The organism is Marinobacterium nitratireducens (genome assembly GCF_014645375.1).
GTDB lineage: Bacteria > Pseudomonadota > Gammaproteobacteria > Pseudomonadales > Balneatricaceae > Marinobacterium_A > Marinobacterium_A nitratireducens.
Window position 1 is genome coordinate 228,102 of record NZ_BMLT01000002.1, and the last position, 25,010, is coordinate 253,111.

Genomic DNA, 25,010 nt, shown 5'->3' on the forward strand with positions numbered 1-25,010 from the left:
GGAATGCTCGAGCGTCTGATCGGCCATCATGTGCTGGCCAACCTGCTGTTCGTGCTGGTGCTGGTGGTCGGGGTATTGGCATACAACCTGCTGCCGCGCCAGCAGGATCCCACCATCAACTTCAACTGGATCGTCATTACCACGGCACTGCCCGGGGCCTCCGCAGAGGACGTGGAGCGGCGCGTCACCGACCCGCTCGAGCAGGCGATCCGGGGCATTTCCGATATCCGCTTCGCTTCGTCCAACAGTCGCGAGGGCGTCTCCAGCCTGCTGGTGCGGTTCGAGGACATTGACGCCCGCACCTTCGACAAGCGCGTCACCGACCTGCGGCGTGAAATTCAGAATGCCGAAGACGAACTGCCGGAGGCGGCGGTCGATCCGTTCATTGTCGAGCTGACCACCGCCAACGCTTTTCCCAGCGTTACGCTGGCGGTGGTGGGCGAGGCCGACGATGAAAACCTGCGGTTGCAGGCACGCAGCATCGAGCGTGACCTGGAAGCGCTGGCGGGGGTCGACCGGGTCGACCCGATCGCGCTCGACGACCCCGAGCTGCAGGTGAATTTCGATCCCGACGCGCTGCAGGCGCTGGGGCTGTCGCCGACCCAGGTGGCGGACAGTGTCGCGCTCTGGTTTCGGGACATTTCGGCCGGCAGTGTCGATGTCGGCGGCACCCGCTGGCTGGTGCGCCTCGCCGGGCGCGATCAGTCGCCGGATCGCATCAAACAGATTCCACTGGTCGGGCTGGACGGCGAGGAGGTTACCCTGGATCGCATCGCCACGGTGGAGCGGGCGCGGGAGAAGCCGAGCCAGGAGGCGGTGATAGGTGGCCGCCCGGCGGTGGTCATGGCGGTGATGAAACAGGGGGAGACCAACACTCTGGAACTGGTCGAGCGGGTGCGGGCCTACATGGACGAGCGCAACGCCCTGCGGGTCCGGACCGGCGTCGAGCTGGTGATGGTGGACGACCAGACGGTGCCGACCCGCGAAGCCATCCGGCTGATGCAGAACAACGCCCTGATCGGCCTGCTGCTGGTATTGCTGGTGGCCTGGCTGTTCCTGGGGGCCCGCATCGCGCTGCTGACGGCGATCGGCATTCCCTTCGTGCTGGCGGGGACGTTCTGGGTGCTCTGGGTCAGTGGTGAGACGCTGAACGTGACCGTGCTGCTCGGGGTGGTGATCGTGCTGGGGATGCTGGTCGACGACGCCGTGGTGGTGGTCGAGGCGATCTACTATCGCCTGCAGCAGGGCGAGCAGGCGCTCGAGGCCGCGGTGGCTTCGCTCAGGGAGGTCGGCTGGCCGGTGACCAGCGCGGTACTGACGACCATGGCGGCCTTTCTGCCGCTGATGCTGTTGCCGGGTATCCTCGGCGACTTCATGCGCGTGATTCCGATGGTGGTGACCATCGCGCTGGCGATTTCGCTGATCGAGGCGTTCTGGATGCTGCCGGCCCATGTCACCGTCGCCCGTATCGATCTGTCGAGACCCGGGCGCATGCAGCGCTGGCGAATGCGCGCCACGCGCCGGGTGCAGGTGTTCTACATCCGCGTGCTGGTCAAGGCGCTGCGACGGCCGGTGCTGACGCTGTCTCTGATGGTGGCGCTGTTCGCAGGCTCCATCGGCGTCGTTGCTGCCGGCATGATCAAGATGGACTTCTTTGCCTCGGACCCGCTGCGGCTGTTCTACGTCAATATCGAGATGCCGCCGCAGACGCCGCTGTCGGCTACCCTCGACAAGGTGCGCGAGGCCGAGCGGCTGGTGCGCCGCCATCTGGGGGACGAGGACCTTCGCGCCGTGGTCGGCTATGCCGGCCAGCAGTTCACCGAAACGGCGCCGCAGTTCGGCGAGCATTACGGGCAGATTCTGGTCGGACTCAGGCCCAAAAACGATCGCAACCGCTCGGTCGATGCGCTGATAGAGGCGGTTCGGCCGGATATCGAGCGCCTGGCAGGTCCCGTCAACGTCTCCTTCCTGCGGTTGGTGGGCGGGCCACCGGTGTCGCGACCGATCAGTATCAAGGTTCGCGGCGATGACTACAGCGCCATCCGCGCCGCGGCGGACGCCCTGCTGGCGAAGATGGAATCGGTCGAGGCCATCGTCGATGTCAGCGACGATACCGGCGGTGGACGCATGGCGCTGGTGCTGACCCCCGACTACGACGCCATCAACCGTGCCGGCCTGCAGCCGGCCGAGGTGCTGCGCAGCGCGCTGCTGCTGGTCGACGGTGAAATTGTCGCCGATATGCAGCATCTCGGCGACAAGCTGGAAGTACGGGTGCGGGCGCAGCCGCGCGGTTTCGACGATGTCATCCGGCTGCTCGACTTCCGGCTGCCGACGCCGGGCGGCGGGCAGGTGGCGCTGTCGACGCTGGTGCGCGCCGAACGACAGCCGGGACTCGGCAATATCCGCCACTACAATTTCCGCCGGGCCATCACGGTGGAGGCGGACCTGCTGCCGGACAGTGAACTCGACACCCTGGCCGCCAACCGGCTGCTGCAGGCGTACTGGGACAGCGAGCTGCAGGCGCAATACCCCAACGTGGCGCTTGATTTCACCGGCGAGCTCGACGATATCCAGGAAAGCATCGACGCCATTGCGGTGCTGTTCGTGTTCGGTGTCGGGCTGATGTACCTGATTCTCGGCACCCAGTTCCGCAGCTACTGGCAGCCGGTGATGATACTGGCGACGGTGCCGATGGCGTTCACCGGTGTGGTCCTCGGGCTGCTGTTGACGCAGAACCCGCTGAGCCTGTTCACCCTCTATGGTGTGGTGGCGCTGGCCGGCATCGCCGTCAATGCCGCCATCGTGCTGATCTCGGCGGCCAACAGCCGTATCGCCGAGGGCATGAGCGTACTCCACGCTACACTGTACGCGGCCAGACGGCGCGTGATACCGATCCTGATCACCTCGCTGACCACCATTGCCGGGCTGTTCTCGCTCGCCACCGGGCTCGGCGGTGCCTCGCTGGTGTGGGGGCCGGTGGCGACGGCCATTGTCAGCGGGCTGGCCTTTTCCACGCTGCTGACGCTCCTGGTGATCCCGACGCTCTACCGCATTTGCATGGGACGGGCGACGGCGGCCCGTTTCAGCTCATGATTCCGCTGTGATGCAACGGCTGGGGATGCTCCAGCAACGTCCGCAGCTGCGACACCGGCATCGGGCGGCCCAGCAGGTAGCCCTGGCCGTGGCTGGCACGCATCTGGCGCAGCAGCTGCAGCTGCTCCTGCGTTTCGATACCTTCGGCAATGGTTTCGATGCCGAGGGTGCGCGACAGCGCCAGGATGGCGTCGACCACCGGGCCCTGGCTGCTCTGCTGCAGCTGGGAGATAAAGCTGCGATCGATCTTGAGGCCATCGATCGGCAGGCTGGTGAGGTAGCTCAGTGAGGAGTAGCCGGTGCCGAAGTCGTCGATCAGGATGCGCAGACCGGCCTGCTGCCAGAGCTTGAGCGTTTCGGCGCTTTTTTCGATATCGCGCATCATTGTCGTTTCGGTGATCTCGAGGCGCAGGCTGGCCGGCGACACGCCTTCGCGCGACAGCGTCTCGAGCACCCGGTCGCGCAGGCTGTCCGACTGCAGCGCGACGCCGGACACGTTCAGCGACAGCTTGAAGCCCGGTGCGCGCGGCAGAATGCGGTCGCGCAGATCCCGGCAAGCCTGTGTCAGAACCCAGAGGGTCAGCGCTTCGATGCGGTCGGATTCCTCGACGATGGGGATGAAGCTGGCCGGCGACACCAGCCCCTGCCGGGGGTGTCGCCAGCGCACCAGGGCCTCGGCGCCGCTGATGACGTCGCGCTGCAGGTCGAAAACCGGCTGGTACTCGAGAAACAGCTGATGCTCGGCCAGCGCCTGGTCGATGCCCTGAAGCACCAGCAGGTGCTCATGGACCCGCTGGTTCATCGACTGCTCGAAGAAACAGAAGCGGTTGCGGCCGGCCTGTTTGGCCTCGTACATGGCGGTGTCGGCATGGCGCATCAGGTCCACCGGGCTGAAACCATCATCCGGAAACAGGGTGATGCCGATGCTGGCGGATACGCGGAACTGCTGCCGTGCCACCTCGACCGGTATCTGCAGCAGCCCGGCCACGCGCTCGGCGACCTCGCCGGCGGCGTCAGGATGCGGTAGCTGCGGCAGCACCAGTGTGAACTCGTCGCCGCCGAGGCGCGCCACCAGGGCTTCGCCGTCGAGGCTGCGGGCGATCGATTCGAGTCGCGAGGCGACGTTGCGCAGTACCTGGTCGCCAACCTCGTGACCGGCGCTGTCGTTGACGGCCTTGAAGTGGTCGAGGTCGATGAACAGCAGCGCCAGCGGGTCGTTGCCGGCGCTCAGCAGCCGTTCCAGTTCCTGCTGCAGGAAACGCCGGTTGGCAAGACCCGTGAGAGGGTCGCGAAAAGCCATGCGGGAGATGGTCTTGTGGCTCTGCTGAACGCGCCGGCGCATCTGCTCCAGCGCTTCGGCCAGCTCGCCGATCTCGTCGTCGCGTTGCAGGCTGAAGCGCACGCTCTCGTCGTTGGCCCTGAAATTGCGGCTCAGCGCCGCCAGCTCCTGCAGCGGTTGCATAAGGCGCCGGCTGGCTCCGAGCGACAGCAGCAGCGTCACCGCCATCAGTGCCAGGAACGCCAGCACCAGACCGATCACCACCTGCTGGCGGAAGCCGGCGAACGCCTGATCCAGCTGCGATGTCAGCGCCGCGGTATCGGTGCGGGCGTCGCTGAAGGAGACGGAAAAGCGCACGGCGCCGATGGTGCTGCTGCCGGAGGTCACCGGGAAGGTGACATGGATCAGGTCGTCGATCGTGCGGGCCGAGGGTTGAAAGTGGTCATCGAGGCCGGCGGGAATCAGCTGGCTGACCGGAGTGCCATAGTGGTTTACCTCCGCGGTGCCGTCGTGGATGACGCGAAGGTCCGGGTCGTAGACGAAGATGTAGCCGATTTCGGCGCGTTGCCGCAGGTGCTGCAGGATTTCCTCGATGGCGCTGAAATCGTTGTGGTAGACCGGCAGGGCAAGGTTGCCGGCCAGGGTTTCGCCGAGCAGCAGCGCATCGCGCGACAGCTGTCGCGCGACACCCTGCTCGACCGCCTGCTGGGCGCTGCGGCTGACCTGCTGGTAGACATTCTGCAGCATGTAGAGCGAGAACAGCAGCAGCAGGCCGCAGACGCCGAAGGTCACCAGCGCCAGGGTCGCGCTGTAGCGGGTGCGAAGGGTCACCATCGTCGGCTGCTGTCGTAGATGTCGCTCAGCAACTCGATGTCGCCGGGCTGCAGCGGCTCGAAGCCGGTGCTGTTTTCATAGCTGGCAAGCACTTCGCTCGCCCCGGAGGCCGGCATGGCCAGCAGCAGCTCGCGCAGGGCCGCGACAACGTTGTCGTCGAGCTCGCTTGATACCAGCTCGAGGGCCCGGGGATAGGTTTCGGAGCGGTAGATAATACGCAGGTCCCGACGTATGGCGACGGGAACGCGCTCGCGGTTTTCCCAGTCGCCGCTGTTGAGGGCACCGGCGTCGACCAGCCCCTTGTGGACCCAGAGCGCGTTGTTTTTCTCGTTGCGGCTGAACAGGTAGCCGGTGTTGCCCGGCGGCGGCGGCTGATGCAGGTCCTTCAGCCCGGTCAGCTGCAGGCCGCTGCGCAGCAGGATCCTGCGTGGCACGAAATAGCTGCTGAAGGATTCGGGATGCTCGAAGGCGATGCGCCTGTCGGTGAGGTCGAGGACGCTGCGGATCGGGCTGTCGCTGCGGGTGTAGATCAGTGTCTGGTACTGGTGCTGACCGCCTTTCCACTTTCGCAGCAAAGGCCGGGCCCCGGCTTCGTGCATCAGTCTTGCCGCCGTGAAGGGCGTCTCGGTAATCCAGTCGACGTCGCCGGCCTGCAGCGCCGAGGCGAGTTGCTCGGCACTGTCGTAGAGCCGTACTTCGCCCGAAGTGATACCCAGCGGGGCCAGCCGGGCGGCCGCATACTCGACCATGGGGCGCAGCTGTTCGAAGTCCTTGCTGGGTCTGTCGCTGACCTGGGCCAGCACCAGTGGCTCGGCACGGGCGATCTGGCTCCAGACCAGTAACAGCAGTAGAAGCGGTTTCAGGATGCGCAACCGTGACTCCTTTCAGCGATGCTGTATGCGGCCTTTAAATTACTTCATACCGGCCGGCAACAAAAGCCGGACCGTCGCTCAGGCCAGCTCCAGTACCCGGTCGATCAGTTTGTTGATGCCGGACTGGGCTTCCAGTATCGAACCCGCGAGCATGTAGGCCGGGGTGGTGACCACTTTCGCCCCGGTATCCTCGACGATGGCGTCGACGCCGCAGGCCTGGTGCACCCCGCCCATGCGCTCGATGGCTCCTGCGACTTCGGCGTCCTCGCCGATGGTGCAGCGGATGCCCTGGCCCAGCAGCTTCGGAATCATCGTCGGTGCGATGCACATCAGGCCGACCGGTTTGCCGGCGTCGTGGAAGGCGCGGGCAAGGGCCGCGACCTGCGGATTGACGGTGCACTGGTCGCCCTTGAGCGCGAAATCCGAGAGGTTCTTGGCGGCGCCGAAGCCGCCCGGCAGGATCAGGGCGTCGTAATCGGCGGCGCTGGCCGTGCCGATGTCGATGATGCGACCGCGGGCAAGGCGCGCGGCCTCCTGCAGCACGTTGCGGCTTTCGCCCGGCACGGGTTCTCCGCTTTGGTGGTCGACGACGTGCAACTGGGGGACGTCTGGCGCCATGCACTGATACTCTGCGCCCTGCTGTTCGAGGCGCAGCAGCGTAAGGACGGATTCGTAGATTTCGGAACCGTCGTAAACACCGCAACCCGAAAGTATGACGGCGACTTTTTTCATCCTGAACCTCCACTCGTCTTGGCTGGTTGTCTGGGGGCCGATGGCGGTTGGGCAGGGGCACCGGAGTGAGGGGCCCTGAAAGATTTCCCGCCCACCGGTGCCCGGCGGTATCATAGTCGGCAAACCGGGCGTTTCGCCAGCGCGGACGCCGCCAGATACCGCGGGAAGCATGACCAAACGACTCTCGATTGTCGTTGTCATATTCCCGTCATATAAATTCGTTCCAATTGCCAGCGAAACGAGAGGTGCCTGCCCCGTGGCCTTTAACGACAGCCAGCGCTTTTTCCCCGAAACCCGCATGCGCCGGATGCGCGCCGACGACTTTTCCCGTCGCCTGATGCGGGAGAACCGACTGTCGCCCGACGATCTCATTTATCCGGTGTTCGTGATCGAAGGTAACGACTGCACCGAAGCGGTCGCGTCGATGCCGGGCGTCGAGCGCATGAGCATCGACCGGCTGGTGCGCGAAGCCCGGCAGCTTGAATCCCTCGGCGTTCCGGCGCTGGCGCTGTTTCCGGTCACTCCCGCCGCGGCCAAGTCCGAGTTCGCCGAAGAGGCCTACAATCCCGACGGCCTGGCGCAACGTGCGGTCAAGGCGCTGAAGGACGCCTGCCCGGATCTGGGCGTGATTACCGATGTCGCGCTCGATCCCTTCACCACCCACGGCCAGGACGGCATTATCGACGAGCGTGGCTACGTGCTCAACGACCGCACCGTCGACACCCTGGTGCGCCAGGCGCTGTCCCATGCCGAGGCCGGCGCCGACGTGGTGGCGCCCAGCGACATGATGGATGGCCGTATCGGCTCGATTCGCGAGGAGCTCGAGAGTCACGGCCACGTCAATACCCGCATCATGGCGTATTCTGCCAAGTATGCGAGCGCTTACTATGGTCCCTTCCGCGATGCGGTCGGCTCCGCCGGTAACCTCGGCAAGGGCAACAAGTTCGGCTATCAGATGGACCCGGCCAACAGCAACGAGGCGCTGCACGAGGTCGGACTCGATCTGGCGGAAGGGGCCGACATGGTGATGGTCAAGCCGGGTATGCCCTATCTTGATATTGTGCGCCGGGTAAAGGACGAGTTTCAGGCGCCCACTTTCGTGTACCAGGTCAGCGGCGAGTACGCCATGCACATGGCCGCCTTCCAGAACGGCTGGCTCGACGAGCGCAGCGTGATGCTCGAGTCGCTGCTGGCCTTCAAGCGTGCCGGTGCCGACGGTGTGCTGACGTACTTCGCCAAACGCGCAGCCCAGCTGCTGAACGAATAACCTCCCTGTTGCTCGGCACCGCGGAGCTGAGGGAACACCAGGAGACGATGGAATGAACAAGGCGCTCGAAGAACCGGCCGCCCAGCGCGACGCCGAGGCCCCGGCAGAACCGGTGCTGGATCAGACCGAGGCGACCCAGGCGCTGCTCGAGAGCCGCGAGAGCCTGGCGATCACCGAGCCGGTGGAGGTGCCGCCGGTCGACCTCAAGGCGCCGGAGCTCTACATCAACCGTGAGCTCAGTCATCTGCAGTTCAACGTGCGGGTGCTGGAGCAGGCGCTGGACCCGGGCTACCCGCTGCTCGAACGGCTGATGTTCCTGCTGATCTTCTCCAGCAACCTGGACGAGTTCTTCGAGATCCGCGTCGCCGAGCAGCTGCGCCAGCTCAAGTACGGCCGCGAAGCGGTCGGCCCTGACGCCATGCACCCGCAGAAGGTGCTGGAGCGCATTCGCGAGATCTGCGATCTCAATGTCACGCGTCAGTACAAGATTCTCAACGAGATCATCTTTCCGGAGATGGCGTCCCAGGGCATCCGCTTCATCCGCCGCGCCGACTGGACCCCGGAGCAGCGTGACTGGGTGCGGGAATACTTCGACGGGAACGTGGTGCCGGTGATCAGCCCGATTGGTCTGGATCCGTCGCATCCTTTCCCGCGGCTGGTCAACAAGAGCCTCAACTTCATCGTCCAGCTCGACGGCAAGGACGCTTTCGGTCGTGAGACCGGACTGGCGATCATTCCTGCACCGCGCTCGCTGCCTCGCCTGATCCGGCTGCCCGACGAGCTGTGCAACGGCGGCGACAACCTGGTGTTCCTGTCGTCGATGATCCACGAGTTCGCCGACGATCTCTTTCCGGGTATGGCGATCAAGGGCTGCTATCAGTTTCGCATTACCCGCAACGCCGACCTGACCTTCGACTTCGAGGAGATCGAGGACCTGGCGCGTACCCTGAAAGGGGAACTGCACTCGCGCAAGTACGGCGACGCCGTGCGCCTGGAGGTGGACAACCGCACACCCGAGGAATTCATCAGCTTCCTGCAGGAGGAGTTCACCCTCAACGACAGTCAGGTCTACCGCGTCGACGGTCCGGTCAACCTGACCCGCCTGATGGCGGTGCGCGACCTGGTCGATCGCTCCGACCTGCGCTGGAAGCCGTTTTCTCCGGGCATTCCGAACAAACTTCGCAACGAAAAGACGGTGTTCGAAAGCATCGCCGCCAACGAGCAGTTGCTGCTGCACCCCTTCCAGTCGTTCTCGCCGGTGGTGGATCTGCTGCGCCAGGCGGCCAAGGATCCCAAGGTGGTGGCGATCAAGCAGACGCTGTACCGCACCGGCGACAAGTCCGACATCGTCAATGCGCTGGTCGAAGCGGCCCGCAGCGGCAAGGAGGTCACGGTGGTGATCGAGCTGCGCGCCCGTTTCGACGAGGAAAGTAACCTGCACCTGGCAAGCCGTCTGCAAGAGGCCGGCTGCCTGGTGGTCTACGGCGTGGTGGGCTACAAGTGCCATGCCAAGGCGATGCTGATCGTGCGCCAGGAAGGCAACAAGCTGGTACGTTACTGCCACCTCGGCACCGGTAACTATCATTCCGGCACGGCCCGCCTCTATACCGACTACAGCTTCATCACCGCCGATCAGGAGATGGGCGAGGATGTGCACAAGGTGTTCCAGCAGCTCACCGGCATGGGCAAGATCCAGCGCCTGAAAAAGCTCTTCAACGCGCCCTTCACGCTGATGGCGAAGATGATCGAGCTGATTCAGCGTGAAGCCAGGAACGCCGCCAGCGGCAAGCCGGCACGCATTATCGTCAAGGTCAACGGGCTCACCGAACCGAAGCTGATCCGGGCGCTCTACGAAGCCTCTCAGGCCGGGGTGCAGATCGACCTGGTGGTGCGCGGGATGTGCCAGCTGCGCCCGGGCATTGAGGGCATTTCCGATAATATCCGCGTGGTGTCGATCATCGGCCGCTTCCTCGAGCACACACGGGTCTACTACTTCGAGAATACCGGCGGCAAGCCCGACGTCTTCTGTTCCAGCGCCGACTGGATGGAGCGCAATATGCGCAACCGCGTCGAGACCGGGTTTCAGCTCTCCGGCAAGAACGCCGAACGCATCAGGCGCGAGCTGGAATACTACCTGCAGGACAATACCCAGTCCTGGGAGCTGGCACTGGACGGCAGCTACACGCTGCGCCAGCCCGCCGAGGGCGAAGAGCCCTTCAGCGCCCAGCAGCAGCTGCTGAGCGATTACGCCAGCTGAAAGTCGCACCGGGCGCGACTTGATGCAGTAGGTTGGGTCTAGCGACGAAGTCGCGTAACCCAACACCCGTGGTGCGGGCTGAAACCAATCGATCTGTACTGCGATTGATATGGCGGGTTCCCCGAAAAATGGCTCCTGCGTTTTCGGGGTTTCCACCGTCCATGGCGGTTCCGCGATGCCCGTACCGCAATAGGTAGGTTACCCAAGGTGCCAATGCATCGCTTCACCCACCCTCCGGCTTTTTTGTTAACTGCCCGCTGTCGACTATCTCCTTCCCACTTCGTCTGTCCACCGCTACACTGCCTTGGCGAGGCAGTCGGATTTCCCCATATTCATCCCATACGATTGCCTTTTGACGAAATTTAAGGAAAATGGCGTCCCTTGCCCGGACCCTCGCTGTTTTTTGGGTCCGGGGCAGGCTTACTGATCGGACGCGGGCGTTACCAGGCAGTGCGCGTCACCGGAGGTGGTTGCGCAGTGATCCTGCCAGGCCGCCACGACCCAGGGCGATAACGGAATCCAACAGATGTCCCAGGCGCAAACAGCTTTGGAGCTGGTCGATATTCACAAATCCTACGGAGAGCTCGAAGTCCTGAAGGGGATTTCTCTGCAGGCGAGGGATGGCGACGTCATTTCCATCCTCGGCTCCAGCGGCTCCGGCAAAAGCACCCTGCTACGCTGCATCAACCTGCTCGAACGCCCCAACGCCGGACAGATCCGCGTTGCCGGCGAGGAACTGGTGCTGAAAAAGGCCAAGGATGGCGCGCTCGACGCGGCCAGCCGCCGTCAGCTTGAACAGATGCGCGCGCGCATCGGCTTCGTGTTTCAGAGCTTCAACCTCTGGCCCCACAAAACCATTCTCGACAATATCATCGAAGCGCCGATACAGGTGCTCGGGCAGTCGCGGCAACAGGCGGTTGCCCGGGCGCAGGAGCTGCTTGCACGCGTCGGTCTCGAGGACAAGGCCAAGGCCTACCCGGGCAACCTTTCCGGCGGCCAGCAGCAGCGTGTCGCCATTGCCCGTGCGCTGGCGATGGACCCGCAGGTGCTGCTGTTCGACGAGCCGACCTCGGCGCTGGATCCGGAGCTGGTTAATGAGGTGCTGGCGGTGATTCGTTCGCTCGCCGAAGAGGGGCGCACCATGCTGATCGTCACCCACGAAATGCGCTTTGCGCGCGATGTGTCGAGTCAGGTGGTGTTCCTGCACCAGGGGCAGATCGAGGAAATGGGACCACCGGAACAGCTGTTCGGGAATCCGCGCTCACAGCGGGTGCGCGACTTCATGTCGAGCCACCTGTCCTGACGAGCCTGTCGGTCCGGGCACCCGACCGGCCCGGCGGGGCATCTATTCTGTAGGGAGCCCGCCGTTACCAACGGCAATAACAACAACGCTATCAGCGAGAGACAAAAACCATGACCATGCGCAAACTGATCGCAACCCTTTCCCTGGCTGTCGGCGGCCTGCTGTCCGCACTGCCGGCACAGGCTGATACCGAGACCATCCGCATCGCGACCGAAGGCGCCTATGCGCCTTTCAACATGATCGACGAAAGTGGCGAACTCAAGGGCTTCGACGTCGATATCGCCAACGCCCTCTGCGCCCAGATGAAGGCCGATTGCGAGCTGGTGGCCCAGGACTGGGATGGCATCATTCCGGGTCTTATGACCCGCAAGTACGATGCCATCATCGCGTCCATGTCGATTACCGACGAGCGTCTGCGTGTGGTCGACTTCTCCGATCGTTACTACTCCAACGTGCTGGCCTTCGTCGCCGCCAAGGGGCAGGAGCTCGATACCTCCGAAGCGGGTCTCAAGGGCAAGGTCGTCGGCGCCCAGCGCGCCACCATCGCCGGCCAGTACCTCGAGGACAACTTGGCCGATGTCGTCGGCGTCAAGCTCTACGACACCCAGGACAACGCCTATCTGGACCTGGCCGCCGGCCGCCTGGACGCGTTGCTGTCCGACAAATTCCCGGCCTACGACTGGCTGCAGAGCGAAGCCGGCGAGGGCTTCGAGTTCAAGGGTGAGGACATCGATATCAATGACGAAATCGCCATCGCGGTACGCAAGGGCGATCCGCTGAAGGACAAGTTCAGCGAGGCGATCAAGGCCATCGTCGAGAACGGTACTTACAAGGAGATCAACGACAAGTACTTCCCGTTCTCCATCTACTGATTATCCGACGGGGCTCGCAAGAGCCCCTTTTACGCTGACAGGACAATCCGACAATGGATCTTCAGGGTTTCGGCCATCTGCTCGTTTCCGGTGCCTGGGTGACGCTGCAACTGGCGCTGGCCAGCCTTTTCGTAGGCCTGATCTTCGGTCTGATCGGTGCCTCCGCCAAGCTGTCCAGGTTTCGCTTCGCCCGCTGGCTGGGAACGCTCTACACCACCTTCGTGCGGGGCATTCCCGAGCTGCTGCTCGTACTGACCATTTATTTCGGTGGCTCGATGCTGCTGATGGGCATCGGCAGCTGGTTCGGCTACGACGAATACATCGAGATCAGCGCTTTCGTCGCCGGTGTGGCGGCGCTGTCCGTCGCCTTTGGCGCTTACGCCACCGAGGTGTTCCGGGCGGCGATCCAGGAGCTGCCGAAAGGACAGTGGGAGTCGGCCTACGCCCTCGGCATGACGCGCCGCAAGACCTTTTTCCGCATTATTCTGCCACAGGTCTGGCGGCTTGCATTGCCGGGTCTGGGCAACCTGTTCCAGGTGCTGCTCAAGGACACCGCGCTGGTGTCGGTGGTCGGACTCGACGAGCTGATGCGCCAGGCCTACGTGGCGTCCGGTTACACCAAGGAACCCTTTACCTTCTACATGGCGGCGGCCTTTATCTATCTGGGACTGACGGTGATCGCGACCTGCATCACCATGCTGCTGGAGCGTGCCAGCAACCCGGCAGCGCGGGGGGCTCGGGCATGATCAATCGATACCGCAGGGAGACGTGGCGATGAGCTGGGACTGGAGCATAATCTGGCAGTACCTGCCCCGACTGCTCGACGGTGCGTTGCTGACGCTGGAGCTGGTGGCCATTTCCGGCCTGATCGGCATCGCCCTGGCGGTGCCGCTGGCGCTGCTTCGGGTGTCGCCGAACCCCTGGGTGCGGGCGCTGCCGTTTGCCTATATCTTTTTCTTTCGCGGCACGCCGCTGCTGGTACAGATCTTTCTGATCTACTACGGCGCCTCCCAGTTCGAGGCGGTGAAGCAGTCGGTGCTCTGGAACCTGCTCAGCGAGCCGTACTGGTGCGCGATCATCGCCTTTTCGATGAATACCGCGGCCTACAGCGCCGAGCTGATTCGGGGCGCCATCCAGGCGATTCCGCGCGGCGAGATCGAAGCGGCCGAGGCGCTCGGTATGAGCAAGCCGCTGCAGGTTCGGCGCATCGTGCTGCCGCGCGCCTTCGGTATCGTGCTGCCGGCCTACGGCAACGAGCTTATCCTGATGCTCAAGGGCAGCTCGCTGGCCTCGACCATTACCCTGCTGGATCTTACCGGCATGGCCAGGACCATCATCGCCCGTACCTACACGCCGCTGGAGATCTTCTTCGCCGCCGGCATGATCTATCTGCTGATCAGCGCCTGCTTTATCGGCGGCTTCCGCCTGCTGGAGCGACGCCTGAACCGCTACCAGCACTACCGTCACCATATCGCCCACGAGATGACCGAGGTCGATCCCCGGTTGCAGGATTAAGGCCAGGGATCGCGGGAGGCCGGCCCGCCTGTATGCTCGTAGGAGCCGCGCCTCGCGGCGAACCGAGTTAGCACGGTGGCCATTCGCGGCGGGGCGCCGCTCCTACGATATAAATGACGCGTGACGCGTCACTCGTCGGCCAGAATCTGCGCGTATCCGGTCCGGTAATCGGGATAGCGCAGGCGATAGCCGCTGGCCTTGAGACGGGTGTTGCGACAGCGTTTGCTGCCGCCGCGGCGCACCGGCTTTCGCTCGCAGATCTCGACCCCAAGCTGCAACGCCAGCCACTCCATCACCTCGTGAAGCGGCGTCGGGGCGTCGTCCGTGGCCAGATAAAGCGGCTCCAGCGGCCGTTCGTCCAGGCAGCGCCGGATCAGGTGCGCCAGTACCCCAGCGCAGTCGTCGCGGTGGATGCGGTTGCCGTAATGCGGAGGTTCTGCGGGAGCGGCGATGCCGCTGCGTACCTGGTTCAGCAGGTGGTTGCGACCGGGACCGTAGATGCCGCTGAAGCGCACCACCGTCGCCGGTATGCCGCTGCCGAGCGCCAGCCGTTCCGCTTCCAGCAGGATGCGGCCGCTGAAACCGGTCGGCTCGGTGGTGCTGGACTCGTCGACCCAGCGACCGTCGGCCTGATGATAGACGCCGGTGCTGGAGGTGAAAAACAGCTGCCGCGGCGGCGCGGGCAGCGCCGCCAGCAGATTGCGCAGGCCCTCGACATAGGCCAATCGGTAGCCGTTCTCGTCGTGCGTTGTCGCCGCCGTGCAGTACACCAGAATGTCGCAGGCCGGCAGCTTCTGCAGGCTCGCCGGGTCGGTCAGGTCGGCGGCGATGCCGTGGATGCCCGCGGGCAGCTGGTTTATAGTACGGCGAAGGCCCTGGACGAAATGGCCTGCCGCGGCCAGCTCCACTCCCAGGGCGCTGCCGACGTCGCCGCAGCCGGCGATCAGTATTCGTTGCTTGTGCATCAACCGGTCTCCGTCAGTCCAGGGCGGCAAATGGTAACCTGACGGCACCTGCAGAGCCAAGCGAGAAAGGAAGTCTTCGATGACGCTCACAGAGCTGCGCTATATCGTCACCCTTGCCCGCGAGCAGCATTTCGGACGGGCGGCCGAGCGCTGTTACGTCAGTCAGCCGACGCTGTCGATAGCGGTCAAGAAGCTCGAGGACGAGCTCGGAATCGCCCTGTTCGAACGCAGCAAGAACTCGGTTCGCCTCACGCCCACCGGCGAGCGCATCGTGCAGCAGGCGCAGAAGGTGCTGGAGCAGGCCGAGTCGATCAAGGACCTGGCCCAGCAGGGCAAGGACCAGCTCTCGAGTCCGCTGCGGGTCGGGGCCATCTATACCATAGGCCCTTACCTGTTTCCGCACCTGGTACCCGAAGTACAGCGGCTGGCGCCGCAGATGCCGCTCTACATCGAGGAGAATTTCACCGAGACGCTGCGTGGCAAGGTTCGCAACGGCGAACTCGACGCCATCATCGTCGCGCTGCCGTTCAGCGAGCCGGACGTGCTTACCCGGCCGCTCTACGACGAGCCTTTCATGATGCTGCTGCCGAAAAATCACCCCTGGGCGGAGCTCGACGAAATCGACAGCAATCGCCTCGATGAAACCGAAATGCTGCTGCTCGGCGAGGGACACTGCTTTCGCGACCATGTGCTGGAAGCCTGCCCTACGCTGTCTCAGGCGATGCATCACCAGCACCATGTCACCGAGGGCAGTTCGCTCGAGACCATTCGCATGATGGTGGCATCGGGGCTCGGTACCAGCGTGTTGCCGCTGTCGGCGGTCGAGGGGTACTACCGCTCCGATCTGGTCGTGACGAAACCATTCAAGCTTCCGCAGCCGATGCGCACCGTCGCCATCGCCTGGCGCGCCAGCTTTCCGCGTCCCAAGGCGATCGACGTGCTGGTCGAGGCCCTGAGCCGCTGTCAGCTGAGCGAGGCTGAACCGGTTTCATGAGTCTGCCGTTAGCACAGAGGCCGGTCACCGATCTCAAGGGTGTCGGTGCCGCGCTCGAGCTCAAGCTCGAACGGCTGGGCATTCACACCCTGCAGGATCTGCTGTTTCACCTGCCGCTACGCTATCAGGACCGTACCCGGGTCGTGCCGGTCGGCGGGCTCGTACCCGGTCAGGAGGCGGTAATCTGCGGCGAGATCAAGGTCGCCGATCTGGTGCAGGGCCGCCGGCGGGCGCTACTGTGTCGCATCCAGGACGGCACCGGTACCATCAGTCTGCGCTTCTTCCACTTCTCCGCCGCGCAGAAGAATCAGCTCAAACCCGGCGTGCGGCTGCGCTGTTTCGGCGAGGCCCGGCCGGGGCCGTCCGGTCTCGAGATGGTGCACCCGGAATACCGGCGCATCGACGCCGAAACGGCGGTCGCGGTGGAGGACTCGCTGACCCCTATCTACCCCACCACCGAAGGACTGCACCAGACCCGCCTGCGCGGCCTGGTTACATTGGCGCTGCAATCCTTGAGCGCGGAGGCGTTGCCGGATCTGCTGCCTGAAACATTGCGCAGGCAATGGAATCTGCCTTCGCTCGAGGAGTCGATACGCTACCTGCACCAGCCGCCGGTCGAGGCCGATCAGGCGCTGCTTCTGGACGGGCGCCATCCTGCGCAACGCCGGCTGGCCTTCGAGGAACTGCTGGCGCATCACCTGTCGTTGCTGAAGCTGCGACATCAGGCGCAACACCCGGGGGCGCCGTCGCTGCCGTACCGTGGAGAGCTGATACGGCCCTTTCTCGACGCCTTGCCGTTCCCGCTGACCGGAGCCCAGAAGCGGGTCTGTAACGAGGTGGCGCGGGACCTGGCCCGAACGGTGCCCATGCTGCGTCTGGTGCAGGGCGATGTCGGTTCCGGCAAGACGGTAGTGGCTGCGATGGCGGCGCTGCAGGCGGTCGAGAACGGGCTCCAGGCCGCGGTGATGGCGCCGACCGAGATACTGGCCGAGCAGCATCATATCAACTTTAGCGCCTGGCTCGAGCCTTTGGGCCTGGAGGTGGCCTGGCTTGCAGGCAAGGTCAAGGGCAAGGCGCGGGAAAAGCAGCTGGCGGCGATTGCCGCTGGCGAGGCGCGCGTGGTGGTCGGCACCCATGCACTGTTCCAGGATGACGTGCACTTTGCGGACCTGGGGCTGGTGGTGGTGGACGAGCAGCACCGCTTCGGTGTGCACCAGCGCCTGAGCCTGCGCGAAAAAGGACGCAACGGCGCGCGCGCGCCGCATCAGCTGATCATGACCGCGACACCGATACCGCGAACGCTGACCATGAGCGCCTACGCCGACCTCGACTGTTCCGTCATCGACGAGCTGCCGCCGGGGCGCACGCCGGTCAGTACCGTGGTGATCGCCGACAGCCGTCGCGCCGAGGTGGTCGAGCGGGTCCGGCTGGCCTGCGCCCAGGGGCGTCAGGCCTACTGGGTCTGTACCCTGATCGAGGAATCCGAGGCGCTGCAGTGCCAGGCTGCGGAAGTGACCGCCGAATCCCTGCGCGAAGCTCTGCCGGGGCTGCGCATTGGCCTGGTGCACGGACGCATGAAGCCGGCGGAGAAAGCGGCCGTGATGGCGCAGTTCAAGGCCGCCGAGCTCCAGTTGCTGGTGGCGACCACGGTGATCGAGGTCGGCGTCGATGTGCCCAATGCCAGCCTGATGATCATCGAAAACCCGGAACGTCTGGGGCTGGCTCAGCTGCACCAGTTGCGCGGCCGGGTCGGGCGCGGATCGGTCGAGAGCTACTGCGTGCTGATGTACCAGGCGCCGCTGTCGAAGCAGGGGCGTGAACGGCTCGGGGTGATGCGCGAAACCAGCGACGGCTTCCGTATCGCGGAAAAGGACCTGGAACTGCGCGGACCGGGCGAGGTGCTCGGCACCCGTCAGACCGGCATGATGCAGTTCCGCATTGCCGATCTGCAGCGAGATGCAGACCTGCTGCCGCGGGTACGGCAGGTGGCGACGCAGATCGAGCACGACGTAGAGCTGAACAGCGCCGTGATCCGCCGCTGGCTCGGTGCCGGCGAGGAGTACGGGCAGGTGTGATGAGTGGTATAGGAGCCCGCTCTGCGGGCGAATCTTTTCCATTCCGGGGTTCGCCCGGGGACCGGGCTCCTACAATTTTCCCGTCACCCGTCACCCGTCACCCGTCACCCGTCACCCGTCACCCGTCACCCGTCACCCGTGCTGATGCGATTCATTCCGCATGATAGACTTTGCAGGTAGCCAACGAACCGACGACCATGAACGATCAGCCATCACTTCTTGCGCCCGAGCAGCCACTGGAGCTGCTGCCCCTGGACATCGAGGCCTATCGCCATGGCAATACCGGCGTCGACTACTGCCATCGTTTCGACTCGGGACGTGAAGGGCCCGATCTGGCGGTCGTTGGCCTGACCCACGGCAACGAGTTCTGCGGCGCCCACGCCCTGTGCGAGCTGCTGGAGCAGGATTTGCGCCCGCTGCGCGGCAGCCTGACGCTGATTTTCAACAATGTCGCCGCCTACCGGCGTTTCGATCCGGCCCGGCCCTATGCCAGCCGCTGCATCGACGAGGACGGCAACCGGGCCTGGCTGCCGGAGCGACTGAAGCACCCGAACAGCGAAGAAACCCGACGCGCCGCGCGTATCGCGCCGCTGCTGCGGGACGTCGACTTCGTGCTCGATCTGCACTCGACCAGCCACCCGGTTGCGCCAATGCTGATTTATCCCGAACAGCCGGACTGCACCGCGCTGGCCGCGACCCTGGAATTTCCGTTCCCGCACCTGCTCTACAAGCTCGGCAGCTATCATCCGGGTATGCTGATCTCCTATGCCATGCAGCATGGCAGGCGCGGCTGCCATGGCATGGTCGCGGAGTGCGGTTCCCACTTCGCGCTGGAGAGCGCGCAGCAGGCCCACGCCATCACGCGTCGTCTTTTGCACCGTTTTGGCTTGCTGAAAGAAGACGCCATAGTACCGCCCTGGGGCTATGAACCCGATCACAGCGCCGGCCACTATCGCATCCGCGAGGTCATCGAGGCCCGCACCGAGCATTTTCGCTTCGCCCGGACCTATCGCGGCTTCGAGCGCCTTGTCCGTGGCGCCGTCTATGCCCGCGACCCGGAGCCGCTGCTGGCGCCATTCGACAACTGCACCCTGATCATGCCGGCGCGCATCCCCGTATGCGGTGCCGAAGCCGTGACCCTGGCCGAGTACCTAGGATAATCCCATGCTGACCCAGGCCCAGAACGAAATTATCGAGCGTCAGCTCGGTCGCAAGCCGCGCGGCATCGCCTGCATCGCGCATCAGACGGCCGCCGGGGTTCCCACCGTGCTGCAGATGCGCTCGCTGGTGGAGCGGCGACCCTTCCCGACGCTGTACTGGTTGTGCTCGCGCGATCTCTATCGCGCCATTGCCGAGATCGAGACCTCGGGCTGGGTCAAGCAGATCGAGCGGGAGCTACAGCAGGACGAGGCTCTGCGCGAGGCCTACCGCAAGAACCATGAGGACTATGTCGCGTTGCGCTGGCAGCTGATGGATCCGGGCGACCGCGATTGCATCGAGCGCCTGGGGTTTACCCATCTCTTCGATCAGTACGGAATCGGCGGAATTTCGCAGTGGGACAAGGTGCGCTGCCTGCACATGCAGTACGCCCATCACCTGTGCGGCGACAACGTGATCGGGCAGCGCATGGATGCGGAGTTCGGGCTCGACAAGCTCGGTATTACGCTGTGAGATAAATGGTTGGTAGCGAGCCGGTAGGATGGGGGGAGCCGCACGGGCACTCTGCCACCGTCATTCCCGCGAACGCGGGAATCCATAATCTCCGGGAACTGTGGTTTCCCGCTTACGCGGGAATGACGGCAAAAAAAAGCAGACCGAAGTCTGCTTTTTCGTGGAACCCTCGCCTGGCTCAGTTGCCGGTCAGGTTCTTGTACTTGATCATCAGCTGATCCTGGGTTTCGGCGTGGTCCGGGTCCTTCGGGATACAGTCGACCGGGCACACCTCAACGCACTGCGGAGTATCGTAGTGACCTACGCACTCGGTGCATTTGTTCGGATCGATCTCGTAAATTTCGTCGCCCGGAGAGATCGCCTCGTTCGGGCATTCAGGCTCGCATACATCACAGTTGATGCATTCGTCGGTAATCATCAATGCCATGGTCGGCTACCTCACTGACTACGGTAAAAAGTTTATTGCCCCAGACTTTCCCGCAATGCCTGTTCGACAGCGGGGTGAACGAATTTGCTCACATCGCCGTCGAGGCTTGCGATCTCCCGAATCAGGGTCGAGGAGATGAACGAAAGGTGTTCCGCCGGGGTCAGAAACATGCTCTCGGCCTGCGGTGCCAGCTTGCGGTTCATATTGGCCAGCTGGAATTCGTACTCGAAGTCCGAAACGGCTCGCAGGCCGCGCAGAATAATGTTGGCGTTCTGCTGTTTCACCAGATTCGCCAGCAGACAATCGAAGCCGATCACTTCCACATTGGGCAGGTGAGCGAGCACCGTTTTCGCCAGTCCGACCCTTTGCTCGAGCGGGAGCATCGGAGCCTTTTTCGGGCTCGCGGCTACCGCCACGACGACGCGGTCGAAGATACGGGCGGCCCTTTGCACCAGGTCGGTGTGGCCGTTGGTGATAGGGTCGAAGGTGCCGGGATAGACAGCGGTATTCATATCGCGCTCTCTGACGGTTGATCTGCGGGAGTCTCTCGCGAATGCGGCATGTTAGCCGAATTGCCTGGAGCGTACAAATACAATAATGGAATGCATCTTTAAGTTTGGGTTATAAAAACGCATGGCTTTTATTCGTTGCAGTCATATAGATGAAGACCCTGTCGAGGGCTTCGTGCAAGTGGGGTCGAGCGTTGTAATATAACTGTCACGGGATGCTTTTACATTGCTATGGCATTGTAAAAATTTGGTAATGGAGCTGTCATTAATATGGTCAGGCGTTCGCCGCAAGAGGCTGAAAAAACGCGCCAGGCGCTGCTGCAGTCGGCGCTCGACGTGTTCAGCGAAAAGGGCGCTGCCAACGGCACCCTCAAGGAAGTGGCGGCTCGCGCCCAGGTGACCCACGGCGCGCTCTACTGGCATTTCAAGGATCGGGCGGCCCTCTTGCAGGGGCTGTTCGAGCACTCGGAGCTTCCTTTCGACCAGCACTATCTGGAGCAGTTGCAGGCCTCGCGCCAGGATGCGCTCGAGGCTCTGGAAGGTTATCTGCTTGGCCTGTTGCGCGATATTCACACGCAGCCGCACAGCCACAAGGTGTACCGGCTTTTCTACAGCGGTAGCGACACCTGTGCCGAGCTCGCCGGGTTGGCGGGGCTGCGGCGTGAGGCGCTGGAGCAACCCCTCGAGCACATCCATCACTTTCTCAAACTGGCGCGCAAGCAGGGGCTCATCGGTTTGAAGAAGCGTCAGCTCGACCCGATGGCCAGTGCCATCTTCTGCCTGCTGGTTGGCGTGCTGCAGTCGGCGCAACTGACTCCGGAACTGTTCAGCTGCGATAACCAGGGGGCTCTGCTGGTGCGCAGCTGCATCGATGGCCTTCGCGCCAGCGCAAAATAGAATCTAAGGCTTACTGGGGCAGGCTCTCGCCCTCGCGGATAAACAGCCGGTAGCTTACCTGACCGGCGGTCTTGCTGCGCAGTTCCTTCCAGCTTTCGGGCAGCCTTGGCAGGCCCAGTTCGCTCTCGGCTTCGATATAGATCAGCGCCTGGTCGGCCAGCAGGTTGCGCGACTCGAGCAGCTCGCACGCCAGCGGCAGCAGGTCGCAGCGAAACGGCGGGTCGAGGAAGACCAGGTCATAGCGCGCCTCCAGATCGGTCTGGCGCTGCAACAGCCAGTCCATTGCCGCGGCTTCCACAACCTCGGCGTTGCGCGCGTTGAGTCGCTGCAGGTTGTCGCGCAGTTGCCGTGTCACCGCCGGTGAATTGTCCACGAAGGTGGCGCTGAGGGCGCCGCGTGAAAGCGCTTCCAGTCCCAGCGCGCCGCTGCCGGCGAAAAGGTCGAGGCAGCGGGCCCCCGGCACGTAGGCCTGCAGCCAGTTGAACAGGGTCTCCCTGACCCGGTCCGGGGTCGGTCGCAACCCCTGGAGGGCCGGAAAGTTCAGACGTCGCCCACGCCACTCGCCGGCGATGATCCGCAGCTCGCCCTCTTCGAAAGTGGCCGGTTTAGCACGGCCTCGGGGTCTGTTGTGTCTGCCCATGCAGTTTCCAGTCACCAATTGTCGTTTCACGGAAGTCAGTCGACACCCACTCACCACTCACCACTCACCACTCACCACTCTCCATCAGGCCTGTGCCGTTCAGCTCGATGCGGATCAGGGGTTCGGGGTCGAGATAGTGCGACATCCGCGCGCCAATGTCATCCTCGTCCGCGGCTTCCAGCGCCCCGATAATGGCGTCGAGCGGTTGCTGTGGCCGCTGGTACAGGACATTGGCGACCAGCTCGTCCAGCTGACCGGAGGGGGCGTCGAGAAGCGCCCGGTACTGCAGCAGCAGCTGCTCCCGGGCGCGGCGGACGGGGGCCGCGGCTTTGCGCAGCAGGCTTTCCGGGTCCTGCAGTGTCGCCGGCAGCACCAGAGCGCGAAAGCCGCCCTGGTGCAGTGCCTGCCACTGCAGCCGGTACTGCATTGACGGCTGCGCGTCGAGCAGAAGCCTCAGGCTCGTGAATGCCAGCAGCTCGTTGGCGTAGTCCGGGCTGTCCCGCCCCGCAGCGGCTCCGCCCAGCAGCCGCATGGACGGGTGGCGCGCGTCGTCCAGCTGCAGTCGCAACTGGCGGACCGGCTGCAGCGGCGCAATGCTGGTCGCTGGCCGGGGGGCACCCTCGGGCAGGCTGTCGGCGGTGCGGGCGGCGATATCGGGGGCTCGGGGCCCGCCGATCAATACCCGCGGGGGCGATCCGGAAACAGCAGCCTGCAGGGCCTGCCAGCGGTCTGCCAGGTTCGCCGGCGAAGCCGGGGGCTGCAACTGCGACAGAAAACGGTTCAGCAGTATCTGGTCAGGCTGCTGGCCAGCCAGATACTGTTGTGCCTGCAGCCGCTGCAACTGGGTCTCGGGGATGGGTTCCGGCGCCGTCAACAGCTGCAGCAGCGGGCTCAGGTCGGGTACCCCGGCTGCGGCCGGCCAACTCAGGCGCAGTTGCAGATGGTCCGCCTGTGCGCTGATCGTTGCCGGCCAGTCGTGCCGGGTCAGGCGCGACTCCAGTTGCGCCGCCATCGCCTGCTGGACGAGACGCTGTGCGGGAGCGATGGCGAGGCCGGTAGCGTAGATCAGGCGGACTTCGTGATACGGGCTGTCCGGCTGTTCCAGCCAGTACAGTTCGCGGTCCGGCCATTTTTCGGCGATGGGTATGTCGGTCCCGGCGGGGCCGAGGGAGGCCAGCAGCAGAATCAGGCCCGGCAGCACGACGAGCAGCGTCTTCAGGGTCCGGCGGCTGAAGCGCGGCCGGTAGGTGTCGGGCATGCTTGGGTTCCTGTCGTCGAGGCTATGGGTTCTGTGTTCCGGAGGTAGGAAAAATTTCCCGCAGCGGCGTGATCGGGACGGCAAAATCCGGCGAACTCCTATGATAAGATACCGCGCTCGACGGGAAAGCTGCACAGGATATTCAGGTGGAAGTTTTATTTAGATGGATGGTCGACAACGGATGGAATCCTTCGATCGTAACCTGGGTCGGGGCTGCTCTGTTTCTGGTCATCATGTTCGGGATCTATTTCTATATCCGGGGTGACAAGAGTTCGCAGGACCAGGCCGAAACACCGGCCGTCAAGGCGAAGAAACGGGAAGCCGCCGCAACCGACACGCCCACCAAGGCGCAACCGAAGGCTGCCGCACCGGGCGATACGGCGAAAGCCGCCAAACCGAAGAAGGCCGGCGGGGAGACGTCCGCAGCTGCGCAAGCTGAGGTCGCTGCGGAGTCTGAGGTTGCTGCGGCCGACGCCAGCGCTGCTGCCGTGGTGGCGCCGGAGCCTGAAGCCGCGCCTGAGCCGCAGGCAGAGCCCGAGCCGCAGCCAGAGCCTGCACAGGGACCCCGACCGGAACCGAAGTCTGCGCCCGCCGCTGCCGTCAGCGCCGAAAAACAGGGCGGCATGTTTGCCCGCATGAAGGCCGGCCTGAGCCGCACCAAGGCCAATCTCGGCGAAAAGCTCGGCAATCTTTTCCTGGGCGCCAAGGAAATCGATGACGAACTGCTCGAGGATATCGAAACACTGCTGCTCACCGCCGAAGTCGGCGTCGAGGCGACCACCGAGATCATCAAGCGCCTCACCGATCGTGTCGAGCGCAAGCAGCTGGCCGATCCGGCGGCCCTGCAGGAGGCGCTGCAGCAGGAGCTGGCGTCGCTGCTGCACGAGGTCGAGCAGCCGCTGGATATCGCTATCGATCAGGAAAAGCGCCCCTACGTGATCCTGATGGTGGGCGTCAACGGCGTCGGCAAGACCACCACCATCGGTAAACTGGCCAAGCGCTACCAGTCCGAGGGCAAGTCGGTGATGCTGGCGGCCGGCGACACCTTCCGCGCGGCGGCGGTGGAACAGCTGCAGGTCTGGGGCGAGCGCAACGCCGTGCCGGTGGTGGCGCAGCACACCGGGGCCGATTCGGCGTCGGTGCTGTTCGATGCGCTGCAGTCGGCCAAGGCGCGTGATGTCGATGTGCTGATCGCGGATACCGCCGGACGGCTGCAGAACAAGGATAACCTGATGCAGGAGCTGCAGAAGGTGGTCCGGGTGATGAAGAAGCTGGATCCGGAAGCGCCGCACGAGGTGATGCTGGTACTGGACGCCGGTACCGGCCAGAACGCCCTCAGCCAGGCGCGCATCTTCCGCGAAGCGGTTGGCGTCAGCGGCATCACCCTGACCAAGCTCGACGGCACCGCCAAGGGCGGCATCATCTTCGCCATCGCCAGGCAGCAAGGCTTGCCGATCCGCTTTATCGGTGTCGGCGAGCAGGCCGAGGATCTGCGGCCCTTTGCCGCCGACGATTTCGTCAAGGCGCTGTTCGACTGACCCGCCACACCA

At 64.1% G+C, this 25,010-nt stretch carries 21 protein-coding genes; 13 read left to right on the forward strand and 8 right to left on the reverse strand.

Going from position 1 to position 25,010, the window contains the following annotated elements; genetic code table 11:
* Positions 1 to 3 precede the first annotated feature (3 nt).
* Complete coding sequence (locus IEX85_RS04000) at positions 4 to 3,093, forward strand: efflux RND transporter permease subunit (protein WP_188858558.1); 3,090 nt, start codon at positions 4 to 6, stop codon at positions 3,091 to 3,093.
* Here IEX85_RS04000 and IEX85_RS04005 read toward each other — a convergent pair.
* The 3 genes from IEX85_RS04005 to elbB form a co-directional block, all read right to left on the reverse strand.
* Entirely contained in the window at positions 3,083 to 5,206 is a 2,124-nt protein-coding gene (locus IEX85_RS04005; protein ID WP_188858560.1) for a putative bifunctional diguanylate cyclase/phosphodiesterase, read from the reverse strand. The two genes, IEX85_RS04000 and IEX85_RS04005, sit on opposite strands and share 11 nt — an antisense overlap.
* Positions 5,200 to 6,078, reverse strand: coding sequence for a phosphate/phosphite/phosphonate ABC transporter substrate-binding protein (locus tag IEX85_RS04010; protein WP_188858562.1), 879 nt, complete (start codon positions 6,076 to 6,078; stop codon positions 5,200 to 5,202). The genes IEX85_RS04005 and IEX85_RS04010 overlap by 7 nt, the downstream gene beginning before the upstream one ends.
* A 78-nt stretch (positions 6,079 to 6,156) precedes the next feature.
* Complete coding sequence (gene elbB, locus IEX85_RS04015; protein WP_188858564.1) at positions 6,157 to 6,810, reverse strand: isoprenoid biosynthesis glyoxalase ElbB; 654 nt, start codon at positions 6,808 to 6,810, stop codon at positions 6,157 to 6,159.
* 256 nt (positions 6,811 to 7,066) lie between these two features.
* Here elbB and hemB point away from each other — a divergent pair, with 256 nt between their 5' ends.
* From hemB to IEX85_RS04045, 6 genes are all read left to right on the forward strand, one after another.
* Positions 7,067 to 8,077, forward strand: a complete 1,011-nt coding sequence (gene hemB, locus IEX85_RS04020; protein ID WP_188858566.1) for a porphobilinogen synthase — start codon at positions 7,067 to 7,069, stop codon at positions 8,075 to 8,077.
* 52 nt (positions 8,078 to 8,129) lie between these two features.
* Entirely contained in the window at positions 8,130 to 10,334 is a 2,205-nt protein-coding gene (ppk1, locus tag IEX85_RS04025) for a polyphosphate kinase 1 (RefSeq protein ID WP_188858568.1), read from the forward strand.
* 526 nt (positions 10,335 to 10,860) lie between these two features.
* Positions 10,861 to 11,637, forward strand: coding sequence for an ABC transporter ATP-binding protein (locus IEX85_RS04030; protein ID WP_188858576.1), 777 nt, complete (start codon positions 10,861 to 10,863; stop codon positions 11,635 to 11,637).
* A 110-nt stretch (positions 11,638 to 11,747) separates the two neighbouring features.
* Positions 11,748 to 12,509, forward strand: coding sequence for an ABC transporter substrate-binding protein (locus IEX85_RS04035; protein WP_188858578.1), 762 nt, complete (start codon positions 11,748 to 11,750; stop codon positions 12,507 to 12,509).
* Positions 12,510 to 12,562: 53 nt separating this feature from the next.
* Positions 12,563 to 13,255 (forward strand): ABC transporter permease, encoded by a 693-nt coding sequence (locus IEX85_RS04040; protein ID WP_188858580.1) that lies wholly within the window; start codon positions 12,563 to 12,565, stop codon positions 13,253 to 13,255.
* A 28-nt stretch (positions 13,256 to 13,283) separates the two neighbouring features.
* Positions 13,284 to 14,024: an ABC transporter permease gene (locus tag IEX85_RS04045; RefSeq protein ID WP_188858582.1), complete on the forward strand. Its 741-nt coding sequence runs from the start codon at positions 13,284 to 13,286 to the stop codon at positions 14,022 to 14,024.
* 128 nt (positions 14,025 to 14,152) lie between these two features.
* Here IEX85_RS04045 and IEX85_RS04050 read toward each other — a convergent pair whose 3' ends face one another.
* A complete protein-coding gene (locus IEX85_RS04050) occupies positions 14,153 to 14,989 on the reverse strand; it encodes an SDR family oxidoreductase (RefSeq protein ID WP_188858584.1) in 837 nt (278 codons plus the stop codon).
* A gap of 79 nt (positions 14,990 to 15,068) precedes the next feature.
* Here IEX85_RS04050 and IEX85_RS04055 point away from each other — a divergent pair, with 79 nt between their 5' ends.
* The 4 genes from IEX85_RS04055 to IEX85_RS04070 all read left to right on the forward strand — a co-directional run bounded on the left by IEX85_RS04055 (position 15,069) and on the right by IEX85_RS04070 (position 19,729).
* Positions 15,069 to 15,983: a hydrogen peroxide-inducible genes activator gene (locus IEX85_RS04055; RefSeq protein ID WP_188858586.1), complete on the forward strand. Its 915-nt coding sequence runs from the start codon at positions 15,069 to 15,071 to the stop codon at positions 15,981 to 15,983.
* Positions 15,980 to 18,058 (forward strand): ATP-dependent DNA helicase RecG, encoded by a 2,079-nt coding sequence (gene recG, locus IEX85_RS04060; protein WP_188858588.1) that lies wholly within the window; start codon positions 15,980 to 15,982, stop codon positions 18,056 to 18,058. The genes IEX85_RS04055 and recG overlap by 4 nt, the downstream gene beginning before the upstream one ends.
* 197 nt (positions 18,059 to 18,255) lie before the next feature.
* Positions 18,256 to 19,218, forward strand: coding sequence for a M14 family metallopeptidase (locus tag IEX85_RS04065; RefSeq protein ID WP_188858590.1), 963 nt, complete (start codon positions 18,256 to 18,258; stop codon positions 19,216 to 19,218).
* A 4-nt stretch (positions 19,219 to 19,222) separates the two neighbouring features.
* Entirely contained in the window at positions 19,223 to 19,729 is a 507-nt protein-coding gene (locus tag IEX85_RS04070) for a DUF501 domain-containing protein (RefSeq protein WP_188858592.1), read from the forward strand.
* Between the two features lie 178 nt (positions 19,730 to 19,907).
* Here the strand turns inward: IEX85_RS04070 and IEX85_RS04075 are convergent, their stop codons facing one another.
* Complete coding sequence (locus IEX85_RS04075) at positions 19,908 to 20,156, reverse strand: YfhL family 4Fe-4S dicluster ferredoxin (RefSeq protein ID WP_188858602.1); 249 nt, start codon at positions 20,154 to 20,156, stop codon at positions 19,908 to 19,910.
* A 32-nt stretch (positions 20,157 to 20,188) separates the two neighbouring features.
* Complete coding sequence (gene coaD / locus IEX85_RS04080) at positions 20,189 to 20,668, reverse strand: pantetheine-phosphate adenylyltransferase (protein ID WP_188858604.1); 480 nt, start codon at positions 20,666 to 20,668, stop codon at positions 20,189 to 20,191.
* A 267-nt stretch (positions 20,669 to 20,935) separates the two neighbouring features.
* On the opposite strand from coaD, the gene IEX85_RS04085 reads away from it, so the two are divergent.
* A complete protein-coding gene (locus IEX85_RS04085; protein ID WP_188858606.1) occupies positions 20,936 to 21,562 on the forward strand; it encodes a TetR family transcriptional regulator in 627 nt (208 codons plus the stop codon).
* 10 nt (positions 21,563 to 21,572) lie between these two features.
* Here IEX85_RS04085 and rsmD read toward each other — a convergent pair whose 3' ends face one another.
* The gene (gene rsmD / locus IEX85_RS04090; protein ID WP_188858608.1) at positions 21,573 to 22,202 is read right to left on the reverse strand and encodes a 16S rRNA (guanine(966)-N(2))-methyltransferase RsmD; all 630 of its coding nucleotides are present in this window, start codon (positions 22,200 to 22,202) and stop codon (positions 21,573 to 21,575) included.
* Positions 22,203 to 22,266: 64 nt separating this feature from the next.
* A complete protein-coding gene (locus IEX85_RS04095) occupies positions 22,267 to 23,460 on the reverse strand; it encodes a peptidase M16 family protein (protein ID WP_188858610.1) in 1,194 nt (397 codons plus the stop codon).
* 233 nt (positions 23,461 to 23,693) lie between these two features.
* On the opposite strand from IEX85_RS04095, the gene ftsY reads away from it, so the two are divergent.
* Entirely contained in the window at positions 23,694 to 24,998 is a 1,305-nt protein-coding gene (gene ftsY, locus IEX85_RS04100) for a signal recognition particle-docking protein FtsY (RefSeq protein WP_188859409.1), read from the forward strand.
* Positions 24,999 to 25,010: the final 12 nt, after the last annotated feature.

What these genes read in the sequence shown, in the direction of transcription:
- IEX85_RS04000 (WP_188858558.1), top strand. Translation starts at nt 4, where the DNA reads ATGCTCGAGCGTCTGATCGGCCATCATGTGCTGGCCAACCTGCTGTTC.
- IEX85_RS04005 (WP_188858560.1), bottom strand. Translation starts at nt 5,206, where the DNA reads ATGGTGACCCTTCGCACCCGCTACAGCGCGACCCTGGCGCTGGTGACC.
- elbB (WP_188858564.1), bottom strand. Translation starts at nt 6,810, where the DNA reads ATGAAAAAAGTCGCCGTCATACTTTCGGGTTGCGGTGTTTACGACGGT.
- ppk1 (WP_188858568.1), top strand. Translation starts at nt 8,130, where the DNA reads ATGAACAAGGCGCTCGAAGAACCGGCCGCCCAGCGCGACGCCGAGGCC.
- IEX85_RS04030 (WP_188858576.1), top strand. Translation starts at nt 10,861, where the DNA reads ATGTCCCAGGCGCAAACAGCTTTGGAGCTGGTCGATATTCACAAATCC.
- IEX85_RS04035 (WP_188858578.1), top strand. Translation starts at nt 11,748, where the DNA reads ATGACCATGCGCAAACTGATCGCAACCCTTTCCCTGGCTGTCGGCGGC.
- IEX85_RS04040 (WP_188858580.1), top strand. Translation starts at nt 12,563, where the DNA reads ATGGATCTTCAGGGTTTCGGCCATCTGCTCGTTTCCGGTGCCTGGGTG.
- IEX85_RS04045 (WP_188858582.1), top strand. Translation starts at nt 13,284, where the DNA reads ATGAGCTGGGACTGGAGCATAATCTGGCAGTACCTGCCCCGACTGCTC.
- IEX85_RS04050 (WP_188858584.1), bottom strand. Translation starts at nt 14,989, where the DNA reads ATGCACAAGCAACGAATACTGATCGCCGGCTGCGGCGACGTCGGCAGC.
- IEX85_RS04055 (WP_188858586.1), top strand. Translation starts at nt 15,069, where the DNA reads ATGACGCTCACAGAGCTGCGCTATATCGTCACCCTTGCCCGCGAGCAG.
- recG (WP_188858588.1), top strand. Translation starts at nt 15,980, where the DNA reads ATGAGTCTGCCGTTAGCACAGAGGCCGGTCACCGATCTCAAGGGTGTC.
- IEX85_RS04065 (WP_188858590.1), top strand. Translation starts at nt 18,256, where the DNA reads ATGAACGATCAGCCATCACTTCTTGCGCCCGAGCAGCCACTGGAGCTG.
- IEX85_RS04070 (WP_188858592.1), top strand. Translation starts at nt 19,223, where the DNA reads ATGCTGACCCAGGCCCAGAACGAAATTATCGAGCGTCAGCTCGGTCGC.
- IEX85_RS04075 (WP_188858602.1), bottom strand. Translation starts at nt 20,156, where the DNA reads ATGGCATTGATGATTACCGACGAATGCATCAACTGTGATGTATGCGAG.
- coaD (WP_188858604.1), bottom strand. Translation starts at nt 20,668, where the DNA reads ATGAATACCGCTGTCTATCCCGGCACCTTCGACCCTATCACCAACGGC.
- IEX85_RS04085 (WP_188858606.1), top strand. Translation starts at nt 20,936, where the DNA reads ATGGTCAGGCGTTCGCCGCAAGAGGCTGAAAAAACGCGCCAGGCGCTG.
- rsmD (WP_188858608.1), bottom strand. Translation starts at nt 22,202, where the DNA reads ATGGGCAGACACAACAGACCCCGAGGCCGTGCTAAACCGGCCACTTTC.
- IEX85_RS04095 (WP_188858610.1), bottom strand. Translation starts at nt 23,460, where the DNA reads ATGCCCGACACCTACCGGCCGCGCTTCAGCCGCCGGACCCTGAAGACG.
- ftsY (WP_188859409.1), top strand. Translation starts at nt 23,694, where the DNA reads ATGTTCGGGATCTATTTCTATATCCGGGGTGACAAGAGTTCGCAGGAC.